Below are 20813 nucleotides of genomic sequence, written 5' to 3'. Positions count from 1 at the left end.
GGTCGCCGGGCGTGGTGGCCCTCACGTTACTGACGGCCGAGCGCCGCACCCGCGGGGGTCGCAATCGCCGCGCGCCGGGAACCCGCGATGGGCAGCGCGCCGGGATCCGTGCCAGATTGGCTGTCATGACAGCCTTCCTGCCCAGCTACGGCGACCGCTCGCTCGCCGAGGTGATGCCGGCCGTGCTCCGCGCCCTCGAGGTGCCGTCCTTCGCCGGTGCATCGGCCCTCCCGATCCCACCGGCCCGCGCGGTCGCGGTGCTGCTCGTCGACGGCCTGGGCAGCGAGCTGCTCGCCGCGCACGCCGGCGACGCGCCGTTCCTGAGCTCGGTGCGCGACCTCGGCCCGCTGACCGCGGGCTTCCCGTCGAGCACGTCGATCAGCCTGACCAGCCTGGGAACCGGCCGGCCGCCGGGCGCGCACGGCGTGCTCGGGATCGCGATGCGCGCGGACGACGGGACGATGATCGACACGCTGCGTTGGGCGCGGCACGGCGTCGACCAGCACGTCGATCTGCGCGACACCGTCGTCCCGGAGACGGTGCAGGCGCAGCCGACCGTCTGGGAGATCGCGGCGGGGGCCGGAATCGCGACCTCGATCGTGGGCCCGCGCGCGTTCCGGCGCTCGGGGCTCAGCCGGGCGGCGCTGCGCGGCGGTGACTACCGCGGTGCGGTCGCCCTCGGCGACCTCGTCGCGGAGGTTGCGGCCGGCGTCGGCGGGTCGGGCCGGCGGCTGTGCTACGCCTACCACGCCGACCTCGACACCCTCGGCCATCTGCACGGTCCCGGCTCCGTGCCGTGGCGGAACCAGCTGCGGCTGATCGACCGGCTCGCGGTGATGATCGCCGAGTCGCTGCCGCGGGACGGGCAGCTGCTGATCACCGGTGACCACGGCATGGTGGCCGTCGAGGAGCGCATCGACGCCGATCTCGTTCCGGAGCTGCAGGACGGGGTCGAGGCGCTCGGCGGCGATCCGCGGGCGCGGCACGTCTACGTCCGCGACGGCGCGGCCGACGACGTGCTCGCCGCCTGGCGGGAGACGCTGGGTCCGCACGCGTGGGTGGTCTCGCGGGAGGAGGCGATCGGCAACGGGTGGTTCGGCCCGGTCGACGACGCCGTGCGGGCGCGCATCGGCGACGTGGTGGCCGCGCTGGCCGGCCGGAGCGCGGTGGTCCGGTCGCGGGCCGAGCCGATGCTGTCGCGGCTGGTCGGCCAGCACGGCTCGCTCACCACGGCCGAGCAGCAGGTGCCCCTGCTGTTCGCCACCGCGGGCTGAGGCGAGCGAGCCGGGCCGGCCGACGCGCGGAGGACTACTTGGGGGGCATCCGGATCGCGCCGTCGAGCCGGATGACCTGGCCGTTGAAGTAGCAGTTGCGGTTGAGCTCGAGCACCAGCGAGGCGAATTCGCTCGGGCGTCCGAGCCGCTTCGGGAACGGCACCGAGCGGTTCAGCCCCTCGAAGACCTGCGGCGCGCGGTCCTTCACGGCCAGCATCGGCGGGGTCTCGAAGATGCCGGGCAGGATGGTGTTGGCGCGGATGCCCAGATCCATCAGGTCGCGCGCCAGCGGAAGCGCGAGGCCCGCGACGCCGGCCTTCGCCGATCCGTAGCAGATCTGGCCGATCTGCGCGTCCTGCGCCGCGACCGAGCCGGTCAGCGTGATGCACCCGCGCTCGTCGTCCTCCATCGGCTCCAGGCCCGCCATGCCCAGTGCCGACAGCGATGCCATCCGGTACGACGCGACGAGGATGCCCTCCGCGGAGAAGGCGAAGTCCTCGGTGGGCAGCCGGGTGAGCTCGCCGGTGTCGCGGTTGCGCCGCAGGGTCTTCCCGCCGCGAGAGACCTGCGCGCAGTGCACGAGGATCCGCTCCTGGCCGTTGGCGGCGCGCGCCTCCTCGAACCCGGCGACCGCACTGTCCTCGTCGGTGACGTCGACCTTGTGGAACGTCGCGCCGATCTCCTTGGCGACCTGCTTGCCGCCGTCCTCGTTGAGGTCGAAGATCGCGACCTTGACGCCCTGCTCCGCCAGGGCCGTCGCCGTCGCGCGCGCGAGCCCCGACGCGCCTCCGGTGACGACGGCCGAGACGTTGCTGTCGAGCTTCATGACAATCCTCCATCAGATCGTTAGCACTGCTAGGTAATTTGCCGGAGCATAGCGCGCGATCGTCGGTACGGTGAAGTGCATGAAGATCACCCATCTCGGCCATGCGGCCGTCCTCGTCGAGACCGCCGGCGCGCGGATCCTGATCGACCCCGGGAGCTTCGCCGACGCCTGGCACGGCCTGACCGGACTGGACGCCGTCGTGGTCACCCACCAGCACCCGGACCACGTCGATCCCCAGCATCTGCCGGCGCTGCTCGCCGCCAACCCGGACGCGCGCGTGCTCGTCGAGCCCTCGGTACCCGACGCGGTCGACCTGCCCGGGGCGGTCGCGCTGCCCAGCGGTGACGCCACGAGCGTCGGCCGCGTCCGCGTCGAGGCGGTCGGCGGAGAGCACGCGGTCATCCACCGCGACATCCCGCAGATCGGCAACGTCGGCATCGTGCTGCGCAGCGAGGGCGAGCCGACGCTGTTCCACCCGGGCGACTCCCTGGCGGCGTCCCCCGGCGGGATCGACGTCCTCGCCCTGCCGATCATGGGTCCCTGGGCGGCGCTGAAGGAGCACATCGACTTCATCCGGCAGGTCGGCGCCGCGCAGGCGTTCCCGATCCACGAGGGCCTGCTCAACGAGCGAGGCTTCGGCCTGTACTTCTCCCGCGCCGGCGACATGACCGACACCGACGTGCACGACTGGCGCGACGGGCAGCCGCACGCGGTGTAGCCATGGACACCTACGAGCTGGTCATCATCGGTAGCGGTCCGGGCGGGGTCGGCGCGGCGAACGCGTACATCGCGGCCGGCGGGCCGACGCCGGTCCTGCTGCTCACCGGCGAGCACGTGCCGCCGTACGACCGGCCGCCGCTGAGCAAGGAGAAGCTGCGTGCGCCGGCCCCGCCCGAGCCCCACCGCTCGACGCGCCGGCGGACGTCGAGGTGCGCCTCGGCGCCACCGTGACCGGGGTCGACCTCGACTCGCGGGTCGTCCGGCTCGGGGAGCAGCAGGTGTCCTTCACGAAGCTGGTGCTCGCACCGGGCAGCAGCTCGAAGCCGCTGCCGGACGTACCCGACGGGTCCGAGCTGTACTACCTGCGGTCGTTCGCCGACCTGCAACGGCTGCACGAGGCGGCCGGCCACGCGCGTACCGCCGCGGTGATCGGCTCGGGCTTCATCGGCTGCGAGGCCGCGATCTCCCTGGCGATGCGCGGCATCGACGTCACCATGATCAGCCCCGAGCCCGCGCCCCAGCAGAGCCGCCTGGGAGAGCACGCGGCCGGCGTGATCGCGGGCATCCTGCGCGGCTACGGCGTCGACGTGCGGGCGGGTACCGAGATCGGGTCGCTGCACGCGCCGCGGACGCTGCACCTCAGCGACGGGACGACGCTCGAGCCGGACCTGATCCTCGCCGCCGTCGGCGCCGCGCCGGCCACCGGCTTCCTGGACCCCGCCGCGCTGCAGCTGCACGAGGGACGCGTCGTCGTCGACAGCCACATGCGCACGCTGGTCGACGGCGTGTACGCCGTCGGGGACGCGGCTCGCGCCGAGAACGCGCTCACCGGCCGGCCACTGCCGGTCGAGCACTGGGACGACGCGGACTCCATGGGGCAGGTCGCCGGGGCGGACGCCGCCGGCACCGAGGCCCGGTGGGATGCGGTGCCCGGCTTCTGGACCCAGCTCGGTGAGCACACCCTGATGTACTCCGCCTGGGGAGACGGGTTCGACGCGGTGCAGATCGTCGAGCGGCCCGGTGGCTTCACCGCCTGGTACGGAACCGACGGGGCGCTGGTCGGCGTGCTGGCCTACAACGCTGAGGACGACTACGACCGGGGCCGCGCGCTGCTCGTACAGGGTGCGACCCTCGAGGCCGCGGTGCACGGCGCGCAGCCGGATTCCGCCGACGACGAGGGCGCGTAGCGGGCGGTCCGCGCGGGGTGAACGTGACATACGTGTCAGGTTTATGCACAATGGCGGGATGACCCATGCCAGCACGCCGGTGGACGAGACGCTGACCGAGGACGAGATCGCCTTTCGGGACGAAGTCCGCGCCTTCCTGGACGAGCACCTGACCGACGACCTGCGGAGGGCCGGCCGGCTCTCCACGAGCGTGTATCCCGACCACGAGGCCAGCATGCAGTGGCAGGAGATCCTGCGCGGTCGTGGCTGGGCCGCGCCGTCCTGGCCGGTCGAGTACGGCGGCTGCGACTGGTCGCCGACCCAGCACTACATCTTCAGCCGGGAGCTCACGCTGGCCGGCGCGCCCGGCCTGTCGCCGATGGGCATCCGGATGGTCTCGTACGCGATCATGCGCTACGGGACGCAGGAGCAGAAGGACTATTTCCTGCCGCGCATCCTGACCGGCGAGGTGTTCTTCTGCCAGGGCTACTCCGAGCCCGAGGCGGGCTCGGACCTGGCCGCGCTGGCGACCCGCGGGGAGATCGACGGCGACGACCTCGTCGTGACCGGCAGCAAGATCTGGACGACGCACGCGACGGAGGCGAACTGGATCTTCTGCCTGGTGCGCACGTCGCGCGGCGAGACCAAGCAGCGCGGCATCACCTTCGTGCTGATCGACATGACCAGCCCGGGCATCGAGGTGCAGCCGCTGGTGATGTCCTCCGGCGAGCGGGTGCAGAACCAGGTGTTCTTCGACGGCGTCCGCGTCCCGCTCGCGAACGTGCTGGGGGAGGTCGATGACGGCTGGAGCGTCGCGAAGTACCTGCTGCTGTTCGAGCGGGGTGGATCGGCCGCCTCCCCGGGGCTGAAGGTGCGCGCCGACGCGATCCGCGAGCAGGCCGCGTCGCAGACCGGGCCCGACGGCGGGCCGCTGTCGGAGGACCCCTCGTTCGTACGGCGCCTCGCCGAGCTCGAGATCAGGATCGACGTGCTGGACGCGCTCGAGCGGCGGGTGCTCGCCGCGCTGACCAGCGGCGCCGACCCGGGCACCGCGTCGTCGATGCAGAAGATCCTGTCGACGGAGCTCAGCCAGGACCTCACGCACTTCGCGCTGGAGACCGCCGGGCCGATCGGGCGCGCGTACCAGCCGCACGCCACCAAGCCCGGCGGCCCGGTGGTCAACTTCGTGCCGCCGGACGACGGATACGTGGCGGGCCAGGATTGGCAGGCGGCCGCCTCGAGCCGGTACTTCAACGACCGCGCCGGGTCCATCTACGCGGGCAGCAACGAGATCCAGCGCAACATCATCGCCAAGGCTCGTTGGGGGCTCTCATGACTATTCAGCTCACCGACGAGCACGATCAGCTGCGTCAGTACCTCACCCGCTACCTCTCCACGAGCTACGACCTCGAGGCGAGCCGGGACGCCGCGAAGAACGGCGCGGGATGGCAACCGCAGGTATGGCGAGACCTGGCCGACCGGCTGGGCGTGCTGGGCGCCGCACTGCCGATCGAGGCCGGCGGCGACGGCGGCGGGGCGGCCGAGTCGCTGGTGATCACCGAGGCACTCGGGCGCGCGCTGGTGGTCGAGCCGTACGTCGACACCGTCGTGCTCGCGGGGACCCTGCTGCACGCGCTCGCGGGCGAGTCGTCGTACGACGCGCTCGCGCAGATCGCCTCGGGACAGGCGATCTGGGCGGTCGCCGGCCTGGAGCCGGCCGGCGGCTACTGCTTCCACGACGTCACGACGACCGCGCGACGGGACGGCGACGGATGGCTGCTGAGCGGTGCGAAGTCGATCGTCACCACGGCGCCGATCGCCACCGACCTGCTGGTGATCGCGCGCACCGACGGTGGGCGACGAGATCGCCACGGTCTCAGCGTCTTCCGCGTGTCGATGGGGGAGAGCGCCCCCGCGGGCCTCGTGCTGCACCGGCTGCGCACCTACGACGACCGGCCGGCCGCCGACATCGCGCTGCGCGACGTGCGGATCGGCGCCGACGCGCTGATCGGGGCCGAGGGGGAGGCGTGGGACGCGATCGATCTGGCCGTCGACGCGGCCACCGCGGCGGTGTGCAGCGAGGCGGTGGGGTGTATGCGCAAGCTGCTCGACGACACCGTCGGCTACACCAAGCAGCGCGAGCAGTTCGGGCGCCCGATCGCCTCGTTCCAGGCGTTGCAGCACCGCATGGTCGACATGTACCTGCACGTCGAGCAGGCCTCCGCGGCGGCCGAGATCGCCTACGGCGCGCTGGACGGCACGGCGGAGCGGCGTCATCGTGCCGTCTCCGCCGCGAAGGTCACCGTCGCCCGGGCCGCGAAGCTCGTGGGGCAGGAAGCGGTCCAGCTGCACGGCGGGATGGGCATGACCGAGGAGCTGGCGGTCGGGCACTACTTCAAGCGGCTCACCGCCGTGGAGAACGAGTACGGATCCGTGGAGCAGCACCTTCGACGCTACGCGGGCCGCTGACATGTGAGGGGGTTCACAACTCCCGCGGCACCGGTTAGGTTGAGGCGCAACTGATCAGGGCGTCAACTCGGAGGCTCGTCGTGACCGAACCGCTCGTCTACACCGGAGACACCCCGCGACCGATAGCCGAGGTCAAGGAGCGAGCGGCCCGCATCGCCGGCGGCCTGAGCGGCCTCGGAATGCAGCAGAACGACCGCTACGCGATCGTCATGCGCAACGAGGTCGGCTTCGTGGAGGCCACGCTGGCCGGCGGCTTCATCGGCGCCGTCCCGGTGCCGGTCAACTGGCACTGGACCGGCGACGACCTGCGCCACCTGCTCAGCAACAGCGGGGTCAAGGTGGCCATCGTGCACACCGATCTGCTGGGGCCGGTGCTGCGGCACAAGCCCGACCACGTGCAGATCATCGAGGCCGTCACCGCTCCCGAGGTCGCGGCCGCCTACGGGCTCGGCGACGTGGGGGCCACCGGCGACCACACCACGCTCGAGGAGCTCGCGACGCAGTCCGCACCCGTCCTCGACCCGAACCCGGTGCCGCCGTCCAGCGTCATCTACACCTCCGGGACGACCGGTCTCGCCAAGGGCATCATGCGCGACCCGATGGATCCGGCCTGGGTTCCCGAGCTGGCCGCCGCGGTCATGGACCTGCTGAAGTTCCAGCCCGGCGAGTCGACCCTGGTTCCCGCGCCGATGTACCACTCGTCGCCGAACGTGCATTTCATCTGGGCGGTGTCGCTGGGCGTCACCACGCACATCATGCCGCGCTTCAGCCCGACGGAGTTCATGCGGATGGTCGACCAGTACAAGATCACCTCGACGCAGATGGTGCCGGTGATGTTCCGTCGGCTGCTCGCCGTGCCGGAGGAGGAGCGGGCGGCGTACGACGTCTCGAGCCTGAAGGCGATCGTGCATGCCGCGGCCCCGTGCCCGTCGGACCTCAAGAAGGCGATGATCGACTGGCTCGGGCCGATCATCTACGAGTACTACGGCGGCTCGGAGGGCGGCGCCTGGACGTACGCCGACAGCGCAGACTCCCTCGCGCACCCCGGCACCGTCGGCCGGCCGTGGCGCGACTGCCGCATCGCGATCGTCGACCCCGCGACGCGTGAGGAGGTGCCCGCCGGCGAGACCGGGATGGTGTACGGACGGCCCGGCGGCTTCTGGCCGGATTTCACCTATATCGGCAATGACGAGAAGCGCCGCGAGATGGCGTGGGACGACTTCTTCACGGTCGGCGACATCGGGCACGTCGACGAGGAGGGCTTCCTGTACCTCTCCGACCGAGCCAACGACATGGTGATCTCCGGCGGGGTCAACATCTACCCGGCGGAGATCGAGGCGGGCCTGCACAACCTCGACGGCGTCGAGGATGTCGCAGTGTTCGGCATCCCCGACCCGGACATGGGCGAGGCTCTGGCGGCGCACGTGCAACCGAAGGCGGGTGCGCAGCTGACGGAGGACGACGTCCGACGGCACGTGCGCGAGACGCTCGCGGCGTACAAGGTCCCGAAGGTCGTGGTGTTCGAGGAGAAGCTGCCCCGAGAGGACACCGGCAAGCTGTTCAAGCGGCGGCTGAAGGCGCCCTACTGGGAGGGCGCCCAGCGCATCTCCGGCTAGTCCAGCACCCGCTCGGATCCGGACGGGCCGCTCACGCGGAAGGCCTCGGACGGCGCCGGATACCCGAGATACTTGGGATTCCAGACGAGCAGCCGACCCTCGACGCCCGCGCGCACGGCATCCACCATCGCGTCGGTGACGGGCTCGCCGGCGCGGATCGCGTCGGCGAGGTCGGCCTCGGTGCGGTAGCCGGCCCGCTGCAGGGCCGCGGCCAGGTCGTCCTCGTGCCGCCGGCCGTCGACGAGCTCGCGACGTACGACGTTGAGCGCGCTGCGCAGCAGCCGATCGCTGTAGACGGTGCTCTCGGCGCGCTCGTCGACGATCGCGTCGAGGATGTCGGTGACCGTCGGGGCGCCGAACATCGTCCCCGCGCCCTCGGCCGCGGACGACCGGGCCCCGGCATCGGCCGCGTGCGGCTCGGCGAGCCCGAGCGCTACCAGCACGTCGAACTCGTTCTCGGCGAACCGCCGCCCGATCAACGCCAGCTCGAGGGACTGCTCGTCCCCCTCCAGGTGACGTGCCGCCTGGCGCCGGCACATGATGCCCCATCTGATGGAGCCGTAGACCGACCACCAGAGCACGTCCAGCTCCGCCGGCCGCCACCCGGCGACCCCGGCGTACCCGTCGAGCAGATCCGCGACCTCTCCGAAGCCGCCCACCGGTGCCGCGCCGCCGAATCGCCACGCCTTGGTGCTCACCCATCCGAGGTCCTCGAGCGGATCGCCGATATGCGCCAGCTCCCAGTCCAGCAGCGCGGCGAGGTGTCCCTCGTGCACGATGATGTTGCCGTGGCGGAAGTCGCCGTGCACGACGACCGCTCCGTGCCGCGCCGGCGGGTTCTCGCGCAGCCATCGCCACCCGAGCTCCATCGCGGGGGACGGCGCTCCCTTGCGGTACTGGACCTCGAAGTCGGCGACGTCGTCGACCTCCGGCAGTCCTGCGGCCTCCCGGGGAATCCGATGGACGGTCGCGATAGCGGCGCCCAGCTCCCGAGCGAGCGTGGCGGGATCGGCGCGCACCGCGGGATCGCGCAGGATCCGTTGCGGCAGCGTCTCACCGACCACGCACTCCATGATCACGTGCGGCGACCCGATCCCGTCGTCGGCGCCCGCGACGACCACGCCCGGCACGGGCGCCCCTTGGGCGTGGGCCGCGGTGAGGACCGCGGCCTCGAGCGCCATCCGCTCGGGCTTCGGTGCCTCCGGCGGGTCCGCGCGCAGCACGAGCCGCACCGGATCGTGTCCGGGGGAGGTGGCCGTGAAGCGCCAGATCGCCTTGCTCGCTCCCATCGACACCGGTTCGATGTCCGAGATGGTCACCGGCCGCTGCCACGCGTCGCTCAGTCGCGTGGCCAGCGCCGGCAGCAGGCGCGCAGTCTTGGGGTCGTGGGTCATGCCGTTCACCTTGCCTGTCCCTACGGTAAGTTGACAAGTCAGTCAGGTCTGTGTGGGAATGGGCACGGCGAACGGAGTGAGGACATGACGACCAACCAGGTGGCCGAGAGCACCAAGGACCTGCTCGCGCGGATGGACCAGTTCATCGAGCGCGAGATCAAGCCCCTGCAGGCGCAGGACGACAACGAGCGATTCTTCGACCATCGGCGCGAGTACGAACGCACCGACTGGGAGAACGGCGGCATCCCGCGACGCGAGTGGGAGGACCTGCTGCGGGAGATGAAGAACCGCGCCGACAAGGCCGGGTTCTTCCGGCACGACCTGCCCAAGGAGGTCGGCGGCAACGAGTCGACCAACCTCGAGATGGCGATCATCCGCGAGCACCTGGCGCGCAAGGGCCTCGGTCTGCACAACGACCTGCAGGACGAGTCGTCCATCGTCGGCAACCACTCCGGCGTCCACATGCTCACCAAGTTCGGCACCCAGGAGCAGAAGGACGAGCTCATCGAGAAGTGCCTGACCGGCCAGGCCGGCATCGGGTTCGGCCTGACCGAGCCAGACCACGGCTCGGACGCGACCTGGATGGAGACCCAGGCGGTTCGCGAGGGCGACGACTGGATCATCAACGGCGCGAAGCGCTGGAACACCGGCATGCACCGCGCCAGCCACGACGTGATCTTCGCGCGGACCTCGGGCAAGGACGGCGAGGCTCGCGGCATCACCGCGTTCCTGGTCCCGACCAGCACCGAAGGGTTCAGCGTCGACTTCTTCCGCTGGACGTTCAACATGCCCTCCGACCACGCCGACGTCTCGCTGCGCGACGTCCGCGTGCCGAGCTCGGCGATCGTCGGCGAGGAGGGGCACGGCCTCGACGTCGCTCAGGGCTTCGTGCACGAGAACCGCATCCGGCAGGCCGCGTCGAGCCTCGGCGCGGGGGAGCACTGCATCGATCTCGCCGTCCAGTACGCACGCAAGCGCGTCACCTTCGGTGAGCCGCTGGCACGACGCCAGGCGGTGCAGTGGCCCCTGGTCGAGCTGGCGACGGAGGCGGAGATGCTGCGCGCCCTGATCCGGCAGACGGCGTCCGAGCTGGACGAGCGCCACCACCTCGAGGTCAGCGATAAGGTGGCGATGTGCAACTACCGCGCCAACCGGTTCTGCTGCGATGCTGCGGATCGCGCAATGCAGATCCACGGCGGTGTCGGCTACAGCCGGCACATGCCGTTCGAGCACATCTACCGTCATCACCGCCGGTACCGGATCACCGAGGGCGCGGAGGAGATCCAGATGCGCAAGGTCGCCGGTTACCTCTTCGGATTCGCCGGTCCGAACAAGTCCAAGTAACGCCAGCAGCCGGCCGTCGCCGGAGAAGGAGCAAGCATGTCGATCGTGATCTTCGTCGAGTACACCCCGAAGGAAGGGCAGAAGGACGCCCTCCTGGAGGCGCTGACCGCCGGTGCGCCCAGCGTGCACGCCGAGCCGGGCTGCGAGAAGTACGCCTTCCACACCTCGAAGGAGAAGGTGTACCTCATCGAGTCGTGGGCGTCGAAGGAAGAGCTCGCGGCCCACGGCGAGGGCGAGCCGCTGAAGGCGCTGCGTGACGCGACCGCCGACCTGCTCGCGGAGGCGCCCAAGCTGACCATGTTGCGCCCCGCGCCGTCCGGGGACAGCAGCAAGGGGCAGCTCGCCTAGGGATCACCCCAGAAACGCCGATCCGGCACATCCAGCCAGGGCTGGATGTGCCGGATCGTTCTTTCGTGTGCGCCCCTCGAGCAAGGGTCCTTCTCTCCGGACGCCTAGCAAACGCGGACGCCACGGTCGTCGAGCGAGCGAGGAACGAGTCCCTCGGCGGTGGGGACCGTTTCATGGTCGTCGAGCGAGCGAGGTACGAGCGACGTCGAGACGACGCGAGCCGACAGCGGCAGCCGCGGCCCGTTCCACGGTCGTCGAGCGAGCGAGGTACGAGCGACGTCGAGACGACGCGAGCCGACAGCGGCAGCCGCGGCCCGTTCCACGGTCGTCGAGCGAGCGAGGTACGAGCGACGTCGAGACGACGCGAGCCGACAGCGGCAGCCGCGGCCCGTTCCACGGTCGTCGAGCGAGCGAGGGACGAGCGATGTCGAGACGACGCAAGCCGACAGCGGCAGCCGCGACCCGTTCCATGGTCGACGAGCGACGTCGAGACGAAGCAAGCCGACAGCGGCGGCCGCGGCCTTTCCATGGTCGTCGAGCGAGCGAGGGACGAGCGACGTCGAGACGTCGGGAGCCGACAGTGTTGCCGCGCCGCGTCTCGACGTCGCCTTCGCCTAGCGGCTTCGGCTCGCTCGACGACCGTGTGGGTCGGCGACCCGTTCGGCGGGTCGGTAAGCGGAGTCGTTCGAGCTCCGTCGCCAGCGACAGTCGCGACCATCTCCATGGTCGTCGAGCGAGCGAGGGACGAGCGACGTCGAGACGTCGGGAGCCGACAGCGGCGGCCGCGGCCTTTCCATGGTCGTCGAGCGAGCGAGGAACGAGCGACGTCGAGACGTCGGGAGCCGACAGTGTCGCCGCGCCGCGTCTCGACGTCGCCTTCGCCTAGCGGCTTCGGCTCGCTCGACGACCGTGGGGTCTCGGCTCGCTCGACGGGCGTGGGGTTTCGGCCGCGGTTGCGCGACCGTGTGGGGCGGCGACCCTTCGGCGGATCTAGGTGTGCCGGATGGTCATCCCGCCGTCCACCGGGATGATCGCGCCGGTCACGAAGCTCGATGCGGGCAGGCAGAGGTTGAGCGTCATCTGCGCGACCTCCTCCGCGTCGCCGTACCGGCGCAGCGGGACCCGCGCCTTGGCGTACGCCGCCTTCTTCTCCGGGTCGTACTTGGACGTCATGGCGGTGTTGATCGGGCCGGGGCAGATCGCGTTGACGGTGACGCCGTGGTACCCGAGCTCGACGGCCAGCGACTTGGTGAGGCCGACGACGCCGGCCTTGGACGCGGCGTACGAGAGCAGCCCGCGCTGCGCGACTATCGCCTCCGTGGAAGCGATGTTGACGATGCGTGGCGAGGAGCTCTTCAGCAGGTGCGGAAGTGCCAGCCGCACCAGCCGCGCATGCGCGGTGAGGTTGATCGCCAACACCTGCTCCCAGACCGACTCGAACTCGTCGTCGTCCTGCACCGTGGTGTTCGGGCGCGAGGTCCCGGCGTTGTTGATCACGATGTCCAGCTGACCGGCCCACTCCACCGCCTGCGACACCAGGTGCCGGAGGTCCTCCGGCTTCGAGACGTCGCACACCACGCCCAGGGCGGAATCGTCGCCATACTTGTCTTTCAGCACCGAGACGACTGCCTCGACGCGGTCCTCGCCGAGGTCGGCGACGACGACTCGGGCGCCCTCGGAGGCGAGCAGGGCTGCCGTGGCACGGCCCATCCCGCTGGCCGCGCCGGTGACGATGGCGCTCTTGCCCTTGATCGAGCGGTCGAGATGGGGGAGGAATTCTTCGGGGGAATCGGTCATGCATCGAACATAGGCGGATACCGGCCCGTAGCCAAGAAGTTAGAGGTGCGAACATCCCGCCGTCGCGGTACCTTCGGACGGAATCCCTTCTACGTCTCCCAAGGAGCGCCATGAGCACTCAGAATCCCGATCTGACCGGCAAAGTAGCCATCGTGACCGGCGGCAGCCGCGGCCTCGGACGGGAGATGTCGCTGGCCTTCGCCGACGCGGGCGCGGACGTCGTTATCGCCAGCCGCAAGCTCGAGACGTGCGAGGAGGTCGCCGGGCTGGTGCGCGAACGCGGCCGCAAGGCGCTGGCCGTCAGCGCGCACATGGGCCGCTGGGACGAGGCCGCACGGCTCGCGGATCTCGCCTACGAGGAGTTCGGTCGCGTCGACGTGCTCGTCAACAATGCCGGCAAATCGCCGCTGTACGACTCGCTCGGCGACATCGACGAGGGCTACATGGACGCCGTCCTCGGGCTGAACTTCAAGGTGCCGTTCCGGCTATCGGTGCTCGTCGGCGAGCGCATGCGGGCGGACGGCGGCGGAAGCATCATCAACGTCTCGAGCGTCAACTCCTACCGCCCCGACACGTACTCGTTGCCCTACAGTGCGGCCAAGGCGGCGTTGAACGTGATGACGCAGGGGCTGGCCGAGGCGCTCGGTCCCACGGTCCGGGTCAACGTGATCGCTCCGGGCGGCTTCGAGACCGACATCGCCACCAACTGGGCCGACGGCATCCGCGAGCGCCTTGAGAAGTCGACCAGCCTGCAGCGCACCGCGCAGCCGCACGAGATCGTCGGCCCCGCGCTGTTCCTGGCCAGCGACATGTCCAGCTACGTCACCGGCGCGGTGCTGCGCGCGGACGGCGGCTTCATCGGCTAGCGACGCATCGATCGGGGCCAGTGCGAAAGCGGGCTTCGTCGCTCGAAGAGGGGAAGTTTCCCCGCCTTCGGCGACGAAGCCCGCTTTCGCTGCGCCGGGCGGGTAGCGCTGGCTACCCGACCGGCTGCGGTTACTTCTGGTACGGCGCCTTGTAGGCCTTGGCCTCGTCGGACATGAAGAGCTTGCCGACCTCCTTGGTGCCGCCCTCGGCGGAGGCGTCGAGCTGGCTGATGTACGTCTCGCGGGTCGTCGGTGCTCCCGGGTCGGAGAAGTCGAGGGTGCCCGACAGCCCGTCGGTCTTGACGTTGTCGACCTTCTCGCGCGCCTTCATGACGCCGGCGCGGGTCAGGTCGCCGGCGCTGCACGCCTCCTTGAGGATCGCCTCCCACGCCTTGCCGGCGAGGTAGCCGACGAAGATCGTGCTGGACGCCGGATCGGCGACCTTCAGCGCCTTGAACTCGTCACGGACGGTCTTCGCGGTCGGGCTGTCCAGCGTCCACGAGGCCGCCGAGGCCGACAGGTAGAAGTTGTCCTTCATCGCGGCGACCACCTCGGGGTTGGCGGTCAGCGTCGGCGCGTACGTCGGACCCCAGCCCAGCAGCGGCATGTTCATGCTCTGGGCCTTCATCTGCACGCCGATCGAGGAGACGGTGGCCGGAGACGTCATCGCGGTCATCAGCGTCACGCCGTCCGACTTCAGCTTCGTGACGGTCGCGGTCATGTCGGTGTCGGTGGCCGCGATCGGCGACTCCACGACGGTGATGTTGTGCTTCTTCGCGTACGCCTTGACGCCGGCCATGGCGTTCTCGCCGGCCTCGTTGCTCAGGAAGATCGCGCCGATCTTGTCGCCGTCCTTGAGCTTGCCCTGCTTCTGCATGTACGCGAGGCCGTTGAGCATCTCGATGTCGTACGTCGCCGTCGTGGAGATGATCGTGCCGGTGTCCAGGTTGTTCGAGGCCATCGAGGGGACCGCGGCCAGCATCTTGTCGGAGCTGAGCTTGGTCTTCAGGGCGGCGAGCATCGGCGAGCCCAGCAGCTGCATCAGGCCCAGGTCGTTGGTGACCATCTGGCTGTACAGCGGCACCGCGTTGTCGGCCTTGTAGCCGTGATCCTTCACGTCGAGCTCGATCTTGCGTCCGCAGACGCCGCCCGCGTCGTTGACCTCCTTCGCCCAGATCTGGTGCCCGTAGAGCGCCGAGAGACCGCCGGACTTGAACGGCCCGGAGGTATCGGTGAGCACGCCGAGCGAGATCTTGTCGGCGGTGACGCCGATATCGGTCTTCACTGAGCCGCCGCCGCCCTTGGACGGGCTGTCATCGGCCGCCTTGTTGGAGCAGCCGGTGAGGGCCAGCGTGATCGCGCTGGCTGCTCCGGTGAGGGCGATGAAGGACTTGCGCATGTGGCCTCCGCGAGGTCAAGGTGACTGGTGTATCAGGTGATGGTAGGACTGGTGTGACCAATTGCCTAGACCTGTCCCGAAGTCCGGGCAGGTGTCGCGAGGAGCACGGGTGACCGACCAGATAACCGAGCAGCTGCAACGGTGGGCAGAGACCGAGCGCGGACCCGAGGCGACGGTCGGTGCGGTACGGCCGATGCCCGGCCACGCCGGGCTCAGCTTCGGATTCGAGGTCCGCACCGGCGACCGTCCGGACGAGCGGCTCGTGGTCCGGCTCGCCCCGCCGGGGGTGCGGCGGCGCGGGAACACCGACGTGCTGCGTCAGGTGCCGGTGCTGCAGGCCATGGATCGCGCCGGCGTCCCCGTCGCGCCGGTCGTGTGGTCCTCCGACGATCCGGCGATCTTCGGCACGGACGCGTACGTGCAGCGGTTCGTCGAGGGCGCGCCGCTGCGTTTCGACGAGGGCCGCTGGACCCCGGGTGACGGCGATCCACTGCCCTTTCTGAGCAGCCAGATCCGCGCCCTGGCACAGATCCACGCCGTCGACTGGCGCGCCGAGCTCGCCGGGTGGGAGAGCCCCAAGGAGCTGGACGCCGAGATCGAGCACTGGCGTGCGCTGCAGCCGAAGATGGCGGAGGAGCACACGTCCGTGCTGGCCGACCGGCTCGCCGACGCCCTGCTGGCGAGCCGCCCGGATGCGCCGGACGTCGGCGTCTTCCACGGCGACTTCCATCCCACGAACGTGCTGTTCCGGGACGACGCGAGCGTCAGCGCCGTCGTCGACTGGGAGATCTGCGGCATCGGCGCCCAGCTGCTGGACATCGCCTGGCTGTCGATGATGCTCGACGGCCGGTGCTGGGACCTGCCGGCGAACCGCGGCCTGCAGGGCGACGTCGACTCGGCGTGGCTGCTGGAGCGGTACCAGGCCGAGAGCGGCCGCGACGTGAGCGACGCGGCCTGGTTCAAGGCGCTGTCCTGCTACCGCTTCGGCGTCATCACCGGGTTCAACCTGCGCCTGCACCGCACCGGCAAGCGCGACGACCCGCACTGGGAGGACATCGGGTCCTCGTGCGCCGCGCTGCTCGAGCGGGGTCTGCACCTGCTCGAGCACCCGGGCGACTTCTAGCCAGCCACCACGACAACCAGGAGCGACACGTGTGGGACTTCGAGACCGAGCCGGACTACCAGGCCAAGCTGGACTGGGCTAACGCCTTCGTCCGTGCGGAGGTCGAGCCGCTCGACCACGTCTTCGTCACGCCGTACGACAAGGGCGACACCGAGATGATGGAGCGGGTCCGACCGCTGCAGCAGAAGGTCAAGGACGCCGGCCTGTGGGCCTGCCACCTCGAGCCCGAGTACGGCGGCCAGGGCTACGGGCAGGTGAAGCTCGCGCTGCTGAACGAGATCCTCGGACGGTCCCGATTCGCGCCATCGGTGTTCGGCTGCCAGGCGCCCGACTCGGGAAACGCCGAGATCCTCGCGAAGTACGGCACCCCCGAGCAGAAGGAGCGCTTCCTGCAGCCGTTGCTGGACGGCGAGATCTCGTCCTGCTACTCGATGACCGAGCCGCACGCCGGCGCCGACCCGACGCTGTTCACCACCACGGCGGTCCGCGACGGCGACGGCTGGGTGATCAACGGCGAGAAGTGGTTCTCCTCGAACGCCCGGTACGCGGCGTTCTACCTGGTCATGGTCAAGACGAACACCGAGGTCGATGCGCATCGAGGAATGTCGATGTTCATCGTGCCCGCGGACACGCCGGGGATCGAGATCGTGCGCAATGTGCCGATAGCAGGCGAGTCCGAGGAGCACGGCACCCACGCCTACATCCGCTACCGCGACGTGCGGGTGCCGCTGGAGAACCTGCTCGGCAACGAGGGTGACGGGTTCGAGGTGGCGCAGACGCGCCTCGGCGGCGGCCGGATCCACCACGGGATGCGCACGATCGCCGAGGTGCGCAAGGCCTTCGACCTGATGCTCGAGCGGGCCGTCTCCCGCACGACGCGCTCGGGACGCCTCGCCGACCTGCAGGCCACGCAGGAGAAGATCGCGGACTCGTGGATCCAGATCGAGCAGTTCCGGCTGCTCCTGCTGCGCACCGCATGGCTCATCGACAAGCACCAGGACTACCGCGTGGTGCGCAAGGACATCGCCGCGGTCAAGGTCATCATGCCGACGGTATTCCACGACGTGGTCCAGCGCGCCATGCAGCTGCACGGCGCGCTGGGCATCTCCGGCGACATGCCGTTCGCCGAGATGATGGTGTCGGCGCAGGTGATGGCGATCGCCGACGGACCGACCGAGGTGCACAAGTGGACCCTCGCGCGGGCGCTGCTGCGCGACGTCGAACCGGGCGAGCCGCGCTTCGGCTCGGGCTACCTGCCCACCCTGCGGGAGCAGGCCATCGAGCACCTCGGGCTGTCCCTCGACCGCGCCGCGGCCGAGGTCTAGCCGGCGACCGGGAGGAGAACGCCATGATCACCCGCGATCTGATCGCCTACAACACCGCAACGCAGTCCACCAACAAGATCCACGACGACGAGACGGCCCGCCGGTTCGGCTTCACCGGCGGGCTCGTCCCCGGCGTCGAGGTGCACGGCTACCTGTCGTGGGGCCCGGTCAGCACCTGGGGAGAGCAATGGCTCACCCGGGGGCGCATGACGTCGCGGTACCGGACGCCGACGTACGACGGGGACACGGTCACCGTGACGTTCGATCCGGCGACGGGCGAGGGCACCGTCGGGCACGGCGGCCGTGTCGATGCGACCGCGGCCGCCGCCGTGTCGGATCTGCTGCCCGTCGCACCCGCCCTGGTCGACTACCCGGACCTCGAGCCGCCGCCGCTCGACGAGCGCCCCGCCGCGTCGCCGCATTCCCTGGCCCGCGGGCGGCACCTGGGCGCCATCTCGGTCGCCTTCCCCGACGCGAAGGCGGACCGCTACCTGGACGACGTCCGCGAGGTGCTGCCGATCTACACCGACCTCGGCGTCGCGCACCCGGGATGGGTGCTGGGCCTGGCCAACGAGCTGCTGATGGCGAACGTCGTGCTCGGTCCGTGGATCCACGTCGGCAGCACGGTGCAGAACTTCGCGATGATCGGCACCGGGGCGCGGGTCAGCTGCCGCGGACGGGTGGCCGACCAGTACGAGAAGTCCGGTCACCGCTTCGTCGAGCTCGACGTGGCGGTGTTCGCCGACGACCAGCCGGTCACGCACATCGCGCACGTCGCCATCTACGAGCCGCGCCAGGTACGCGAGGCCTGAGCGCGGCGTCCGGAGACGCCTCAGGCGCCGTCGAAGCGGGCGTCGCGCCACTGGATCGCCGCGCGCATCCCGCGTTCGCGCGCGACGTCCATGAACGCGCGCTTGTCCGGCGAGCCGTGCGACTCGATCGTGTGATCGACGTCCAGCGCCGTGCGCAGCGCCGTCGGGAGCCCCTGGATCTCGTAGGTGCGGTTGAGCGCCTTCTTCGTCTCGCCCATCAAATTGGGGTCGATCAACGCCATCCGCCGCGCCATGGCGAGCGCGGACGTCACGTGCTCGCCGGGCTCGACGAGCTTGCTGACCATGCCCATCGCGAGCGCGTCCGAGGCCGAGACCTGGTCGTCGCCGGTGAGGATCACCCGCTTGGCGTGCTTCGGCGAGGTGAGCCAGGGAAGCAGCATCGTGACGATGCCCGCGCCGAACTTCAGCTCCGGCTCACCGAACACCGAGTCGGACGTGGCGACGGTGATGTCGCACGACATCGCGAGCTCGAAGGCGCCGGCGAGACAGTGCCCGTGCACCGCCGCGATGGTCGGCTTGGGGCAGTTCCAGAACCGCATCGTGGTCTCAAAGTCGAGGTCGAGGATCTCGCGCCACACCTGGGCGCCCTCGGGACGCTGCTCCATCTGCGCCTTGAGGTCGAACCCGGAGGAGAAGGCCCGGCCGCGTCCGCTGACCACGATCACCCGGACGTCGGAGCGGTCCTCGAGGTCGTCCATCGCCGCGTTGATCTCGCGCAGGCAGTGCGCGTCGAGCGCGTTGAGCCGCTCGGGCCGGTCGAGCTCGAGATGCGCGACGTGCGCCTCGACGCCGACGGCGATCGTCTCGTAGGTCATGTGTCTCGCCTTTCGGTGGTGGTGCGCGGTGATCGCGCGGTGGCGCGCAGCGCGCCACGGTCGGACTTGCCGGTCCGGCCGAGGGGCAGCTCCGCGACCACCTCGATGACGTCCGGGTGCTTGAACCGCTCGAGGTAGCGGGTCAGGTGCGCCCGCAGCGCGGTCTCGTCGATGGTGCGGGCGCCGCGGGGGACCACGAGGGCGTGGATCCGCTCGCCGATCACCGGGTCGGGGACGCCGGCCACCAGGGCGGCCGCCACGTCCGGGTGGCGGCCGAGCGCGAGCTCGACCTCGGCCGGGGTGACCTTGTTGCCACCGCGGTTGATGACGTCCTTGAGCCGCCCGCGCAGCTCGACGAGGCCGTCCGGGAGCGCCACGGCCAGATCGCCGGTGCGAAACCACCCGTCGTCGTACGCCGCGGCGGTGGTCTCCGGCGCGTCCAGGTAGCCGTGCATCAGGTAGGGCGAGCGCAGCTGCAGCTCCCCGACGCCGTCCTGGTCGGCGTGCGCGATGCGGAAGGTGACGCCGGGGGACGGCGCTCCGATGCAACCGGGGTGGGCGGCGGCCTGGGCCGGGAAGGCGAAGAAGTCGCAGGTGGTTGTCTCGGTGAGCCCGTAGATGTCGACCAGGGTGGCGGACTCGAACAGCGCCCGGATCTCCGCGGCGAGGGTGACGCCGAGCTGCTCACCGCCGATCAGGACGCTGCGCAGGTGCGGCGTCGTCGCGGCGCCGGGCGTGGCACGCTCGCCGGCCAGCAGCAGCCGCATCATGGTCGGCACCAGCGCCACCCGGCTGATCCGCTGCTCGGCCAGCACACCCAGGAAGCCGTCGCGCTCGAAGCGGTCGCGCACGACCAGGGTGCCGCCGCGCAGCAGGGTCAGCAGGCACACCCACATCCCGAAGCTGAAGGTCAGGTTGAGGACCAGCAACGTCCGGTCGTCCGGCCGGAAAGCCAGCAGGGAGTCGATCGCATCGATCTTGTCGGCGAGCTGCCGATGACCGACCACCACGCCCTTGGGTGGTCCGGTCGAGCCCGAGGTGAACACGATGAGCGCGGCGTCGGCCAGCAGTGGTCGGGGGGCCGGCGGCGGCCCGGCGCAGCCGACCGGTTGGTCCGCGAGCGAGTCGATGACGAAGCGAGCGCCGGTGCGCTCGCGGATCGACGCGGCCAGCTCGGGGGGCGTGGTGCGGTGGAGGGGGACGGCCACCGCGCCGCTGCGCCAGACGGCCAGCAGCGCCGCGATGTCGCCGGGCTCGTTCGAGACGAGCACGCAGACCGGCTCGTCGACGGCGATGCCGGCGTGCGTGAGACCCGACTCGATCGCGCGCGCCTCCTCGAGCAGCTGCGCGTAGGTCAGCGACCGGCGCGTACCGGCGATGGCAGTGTCGTCGGGATGCCGCAGGCAGGCCGACGTCAGCAGCTCGCCGAGTCGGCGTTCGGAAGCGTCCATGTCCGCTCCTCGCTCAGATCGTTCGCCGAGAATCCGGCGTGGGGTTT

General features: G+C 70.5%; 19 protein-coding genes. 13 read left to right on the top strand and 6 right to left on the bottom strand.

All coding sequences use genetic code 11. From position 1 onward, the window contains the following. Positions 1 to 125: 125 nt before the first annotated feature. A complete protein-coding gene (locus tag F8A92_RS03640) occupies positions 126 to 1274 on the top strand; it encodes an alkaline phosphatase family protein (RefSeq protein WP_153503449.1) in 1149 nt (382 codons plus the stop codon). 34 nt (positions 1275 to 1308) lie between these two features. On the opposite strand, the gene F8A92_RS03635 is transcribed toward F8A92_RS03640, so the two are convergent. Next, positions 1309 to 2100 (bottom strand): SDR family oxidoreductase, encoded by a 792-nt coding sequence (locus F8A92_RS03635; RefSeq protein WP_153503448.1) that lies wholly within the window; start codon positions 2098 to 2100, stop codon positions 1309 to 1311. Between the two features lie 79 nt (positions 2101 to 2179). On the opposite strand from F8A92_RS03635, the gene F8A92_RS03630 reads away from it, so the two are divergent. From F8A92_RS03630 to F8A92_RS03610, 6 genes are all read left to right on the top strand, one after another. Continuing rightward, positions 2180 to 2818, top strand: coding sequence for an MBL fold metallo-hydrolase (locus tag F8A92_RS03630; protein ID WP_153503446.1), 639 nt, complete (start codon positions 2180 to 2182; stop codon positions 2816 to 2818). Positions 2819 to 2820: 2 nt separating this feature from the next. Continuing rightward, complete coding sequence (locus F8A92_RS18855) at positions 2821 to 3051, top strand: NAD(P)/FAD-dependent oxidoreductase (protein WP_228389162.1); 231 nt, start codon at positions 2821 to 2823, stop codon at positions 3049 to 3051. Next, on the top strand, positions 3030 to 4007 hold the full coding sequence (locus F8A92_RS03625; RefSeq protein WP_228389161.1) for an NAD(P)/FAD-dependent oxidoreductase: 978 nt from the start codon (positions 3030 to 3032) through the stop codon (positions 4005 to 4007). The genes F8A92_RS18855 and F8A92_RS03625 overlap by 22 nt, the downstream gene beginning before the upstream one ends. A 58-nt stretch (positions 4008 to 4065) precedes the next feature. Beyond that, positions 4066 to 5322: an acyl-CoA dehydrogenase family protein gene (locus tag F8A92_RS03620; RefSeq protein ID WP_228389160.1), complete on the top strand. Its 1257-nt coding sequence runs from the start codon at positions 4066 to 4068 to the stop codon at positions 5320 to 5322. After that, positions 5319 to 6455, top strand: coding sequence for an acyl-CoA dehydrogenase family protein (locus F8A92_RS03615; RefSeq protein WP_153503444.1), 1137 nt, complete (start codon positions 5319 to 5321; stop codon positions 6453 to 6455). Before F8A92_RS03620 ends, F8A92_RS03615 begins: the two co-directional genes overlap by 4 nt. Positions 6456 to 6535: 80 nt before the next feature. Further along, on the top strand, positions 6536 to 8071 hold the full coding sequence (locus F8A92_RS03610) for an AMP-binding protein (RefSeq protein ID WP_153503443.1): 1536 nt from the start codon (positions 6536 to 6538) through the stop codon (positions 8069 to 8071). On the opposite strand, the gene F8A92_RS03605 is transcribed toward F8A92_RS03610, so the two are convergent. After that, entirely contained in the window at positions 8068 to 9465 is a 1398-nt protein-coding gene (locus F8A92_RS03605) for a phosphotransferase family protein (protein WP_153503441.1), read from the bottom strand. The two genes, F8A92_RS03610 and F8A92_RS03605, sit on opposite strands and share 4 nt — an antisense overlap. A gap of 84 nt (positions 9466 to 9549) precedes the next feature. On the opposite strand from F8A92_RS03605, the gene F8A92_RS03600 reads away from it, so the two are divergent. Both F8A92_RS03600 and F8A92_RS03595 read left to right on the top strand, forming a co-directional pair. After that, positions 9550 to 10809: an acyl-CoA dehydrogenase family protein gene (locus F8A92_RS03600; RefSeq protein ID WP_153503439.1), complete on the top strand. Its 1260-nt coding sequence runs from the start codon at positions 9550 to 9552 to the stop codon at positions 10807 to 10809. Between the two features lie 36 nt (positions 10810 to 10845). Beyond that, positions 10846 to 11157: a putative quinol monooxygenase gene (locus F8A92_RS03595; RefSeq protein ID WP_153503437.1), complete on the top strand. Its 312-nt coding sequence runs from the start codon at positions 10846 to 10848 to the stop codon at positions 11155 to 11157. A gap of 990 nt (positions 11158 to 12147) precedes the next feature. On the opposite strand, the gene F8A92_RS03590 is transcribed toward F8A92_RS03595, so the two are convergent. Continuing rightward, a complete protein-coding gene (locus F8A92_RS03590) occupies positions 12148 to 12954 on the bottom strand; it encodes an SDR family NAD(P)-dependent oxidoreductase (RefSeq protein WP_153503435.1) in 807 nt (268 codons plus the stop codon). 110 nt (positions 12955 to 13064) lie between these two features. Between F8A92_RS03590 and F8A92_RS03585 the strand changes: the two genes are divergently transcribed. Continuing rightward, positions 13065 to 13820, top strand: coding sequence for an SDR family NAD(P)-dependent oxidoreductase (locus tag F8A92_RS03585; protein ID WP_153503433.1), 756 nt, complete (start codon positions 13065 to 13067; stop codon positions 13818 to 13820). Positions 13821 to 13950: 130 nt separating this feature from the next. On the opposite strand, the gene F8A92_RS03580 is transcribed toward F8A92_RS03585, so the two are convergent. After that, entirely contained in the window at positions 13951 to 15219 is a 1269-nt protein-coding gene (locus F8A92_RS03580) for an ABC transporter substrate-binding protein (protein WP_153503431.1), read from the bottom strand. A 109-nt stretch (positions 15220 to 15328) separates the two neighbouring features. Between F8A92_RS03580 and F8A92_RS03575 the strand changes: the two genes are divergently transcribed. From F8A92_RS03575 to F8A92_RS03565, 3 genes are read left to right on the top strand one after another with little or no spacing between them, the layout of a single operon-like run. After that, on the top strand, positions 15329 to 16342 hold the full coding sequence (locus tag F8A92_RS03575) for a phosphotransferase family protein (RefSeq protein ID WP_153503429.1): 1014 nt from the start codon (positions 15329 to 15331) through the stop codon (positions 16340 to 16342). 29 nt (positions 16343 to 16371) lie between these two features. Then, positions 16372 to 17667: an acyl-CoA dehydrogenase family protein gene (locus F8A92_RS03570; RefSeq protein WP_153503427.1), complete on the top strand. Its 1296-nt coding sequence runs from the start codon at positions 16372 to 16374 to the stop codon at positions 17665 to 17667. A 23-nt stretch (positions 17668 to 17690) separates the two neighbouring features. Beyond that, positions 17691 to 18479, top strand: coding sequence for a hotdog family protein (locus F8A92_RS03565; RefSeq protein WP_153503425.1), 789 nt, complete (start codon positions 17691 to 17693; stop codon positions 18477 to 18479). Between the two features lie 20 nt (positions 18480 to 18499). Here the strand turns inward: F8A92_RS03565 and F8A92_RS03560 are convergent, their stop codons facing one another. After that, positions 18500 to 19315, bottom strand: a complete 816-nt coding sequence (locus tag F8A92_RS03560; protein ID WP_153503423.1) for an enoyl-CoA hydratase/isomerase family protein — start codon at positions 19313 to 19315, stop codon at positions 18500 to 18502. Next, positions 19312 to 20766, bottom strand: coding sequence for a class I adenylate-forming enzyme family protein (locus F8A92_RS03555; protein ID WP_153503421.1), 1455 nt, complete (start codon positions 20764 to 20766; stop codon positions 19312 to 19314). The genes F8A92_RS03560 and F8A92_RS03555 overlap by 4 nt, the downstream gene beginning before the upstream one ends. Positions 20767 to 20813: the final 47 nt, after the last annotated feature.

The sequence above is a fragment of the Cumulibacter manganitolerans genome (assembly GCF_009602465.1).
Classification (GTDB): Bacteria; Actinomycetota; Actinomycetes; order Mycobacteriales; family Antricoccaceae; genus Cumulibacter; species Cumulibacter manganitolerans.
Note: the sequence above shows the minus strand (reverse complement) of the source record. Positions and strands in the feature narration are given on the sequence as shown.

Coding starts and splice junctions, on each gene's coding strand:
- F8A92_RS03640 (WP_153503449.1), top strand. CDS start 126: ATGACAGCCTTCCTGCCCAGCTACGGCGACCGCTCGCTCGCCGAGGTG.
- F8A92_RS03635 (WP_153503448.1), bottom strand. CDS start 2,100: ATGAAGCTCGACAGCAACGTCTCGGCCGTCGTCACCGGAGGCGCGTCG.
- F8A92_RS03630 (WP_153503446.1), top strand. CDS start 2,180: ATGAAGATCACCCATCTCGGCCATGCGGCCGTCCTCGTCGAGACCGCC.
- F8A92_RS18855 (WP_228389162.1), top strand. CDS start 2,821: ATGGACACCTACGAGCTGGTCATCATCGGTAGCGGTCCGGGCGGGGTC.
- F8A92_RS03620 (WP_228389160.1), top strand. CDS start 4,066: ATGACCCATGCCAGCACGCCGGTGGACGAGACGCTGACCGAGGACGAG.
- F8A92_RS03615 (WP_153503444.1), top strand. CDS start 5,319: ATGACTATTCAGCTCACCGACGAGCACGATCAGCTGCGTCAGTACCTC.
- F8A92_RS03605 (WP_153503441.1), bottom strand. CDS start 9,465: ATGACCCACGACCCCAAGACTGCGCGCCTGCTGCCGGCGCTGGCCACG.
- F8A92_RS03600 (WP_153503439.1), top strand. CDS start 9,550: ATGACGACCAACCAGGTGGCCGAGAGCACCAAGGACCTGCTCGCGCGG.
- F8A92_RS03595 (WP_153503437.1), top strand. CDS start 10,846: ATGTCGATCGTGATCTTCGTCGAGTACACCCCGAAGGAAGGGCAGAAG.
- F8A92_RS03590 (WP_153503435.1), bottom strand. CDS start 12,954: ATGACCGATTCCCCCGAAGAATTCCTCCCCCATCTCGACCGCTCGATC.
- F8A92_RS03585 (WP_153503433.1), top strand. CDS start 13,065: ATGAGCACTCAGAATCCCGATCTGACCGGCAAAGTAGCCATCGTGACC.
- F8A92_RS03580 (WP_153503431.1), bottom strand. CDS start 15,219: ATGCGCAAGTCCTTCATCGCCCTCACCGGAGCAGCCAGCGCGATCACG.
- F8A92_RS03565 (WP_153503425.1), top strand. CDS start 17,691: ATGATCACCCGCGATCTGATCGCCTACAACACCGCAACGCAGTCCACC.
- F8A92_RS03560 (WP_153503423.1), bottom strand. CDS start 19,315: ATGACCTACGAGACGATCGCCGTCGGCGTCGAGGCGCACGTCGCGCAT.
- F8A92_RS03555 (WP_153503421.1), bottom strand. CDS start 20,766: ATGGACGCTTCCGAACGCCGACTCGGCGAGCTGCTGACGTCGGCCTGC.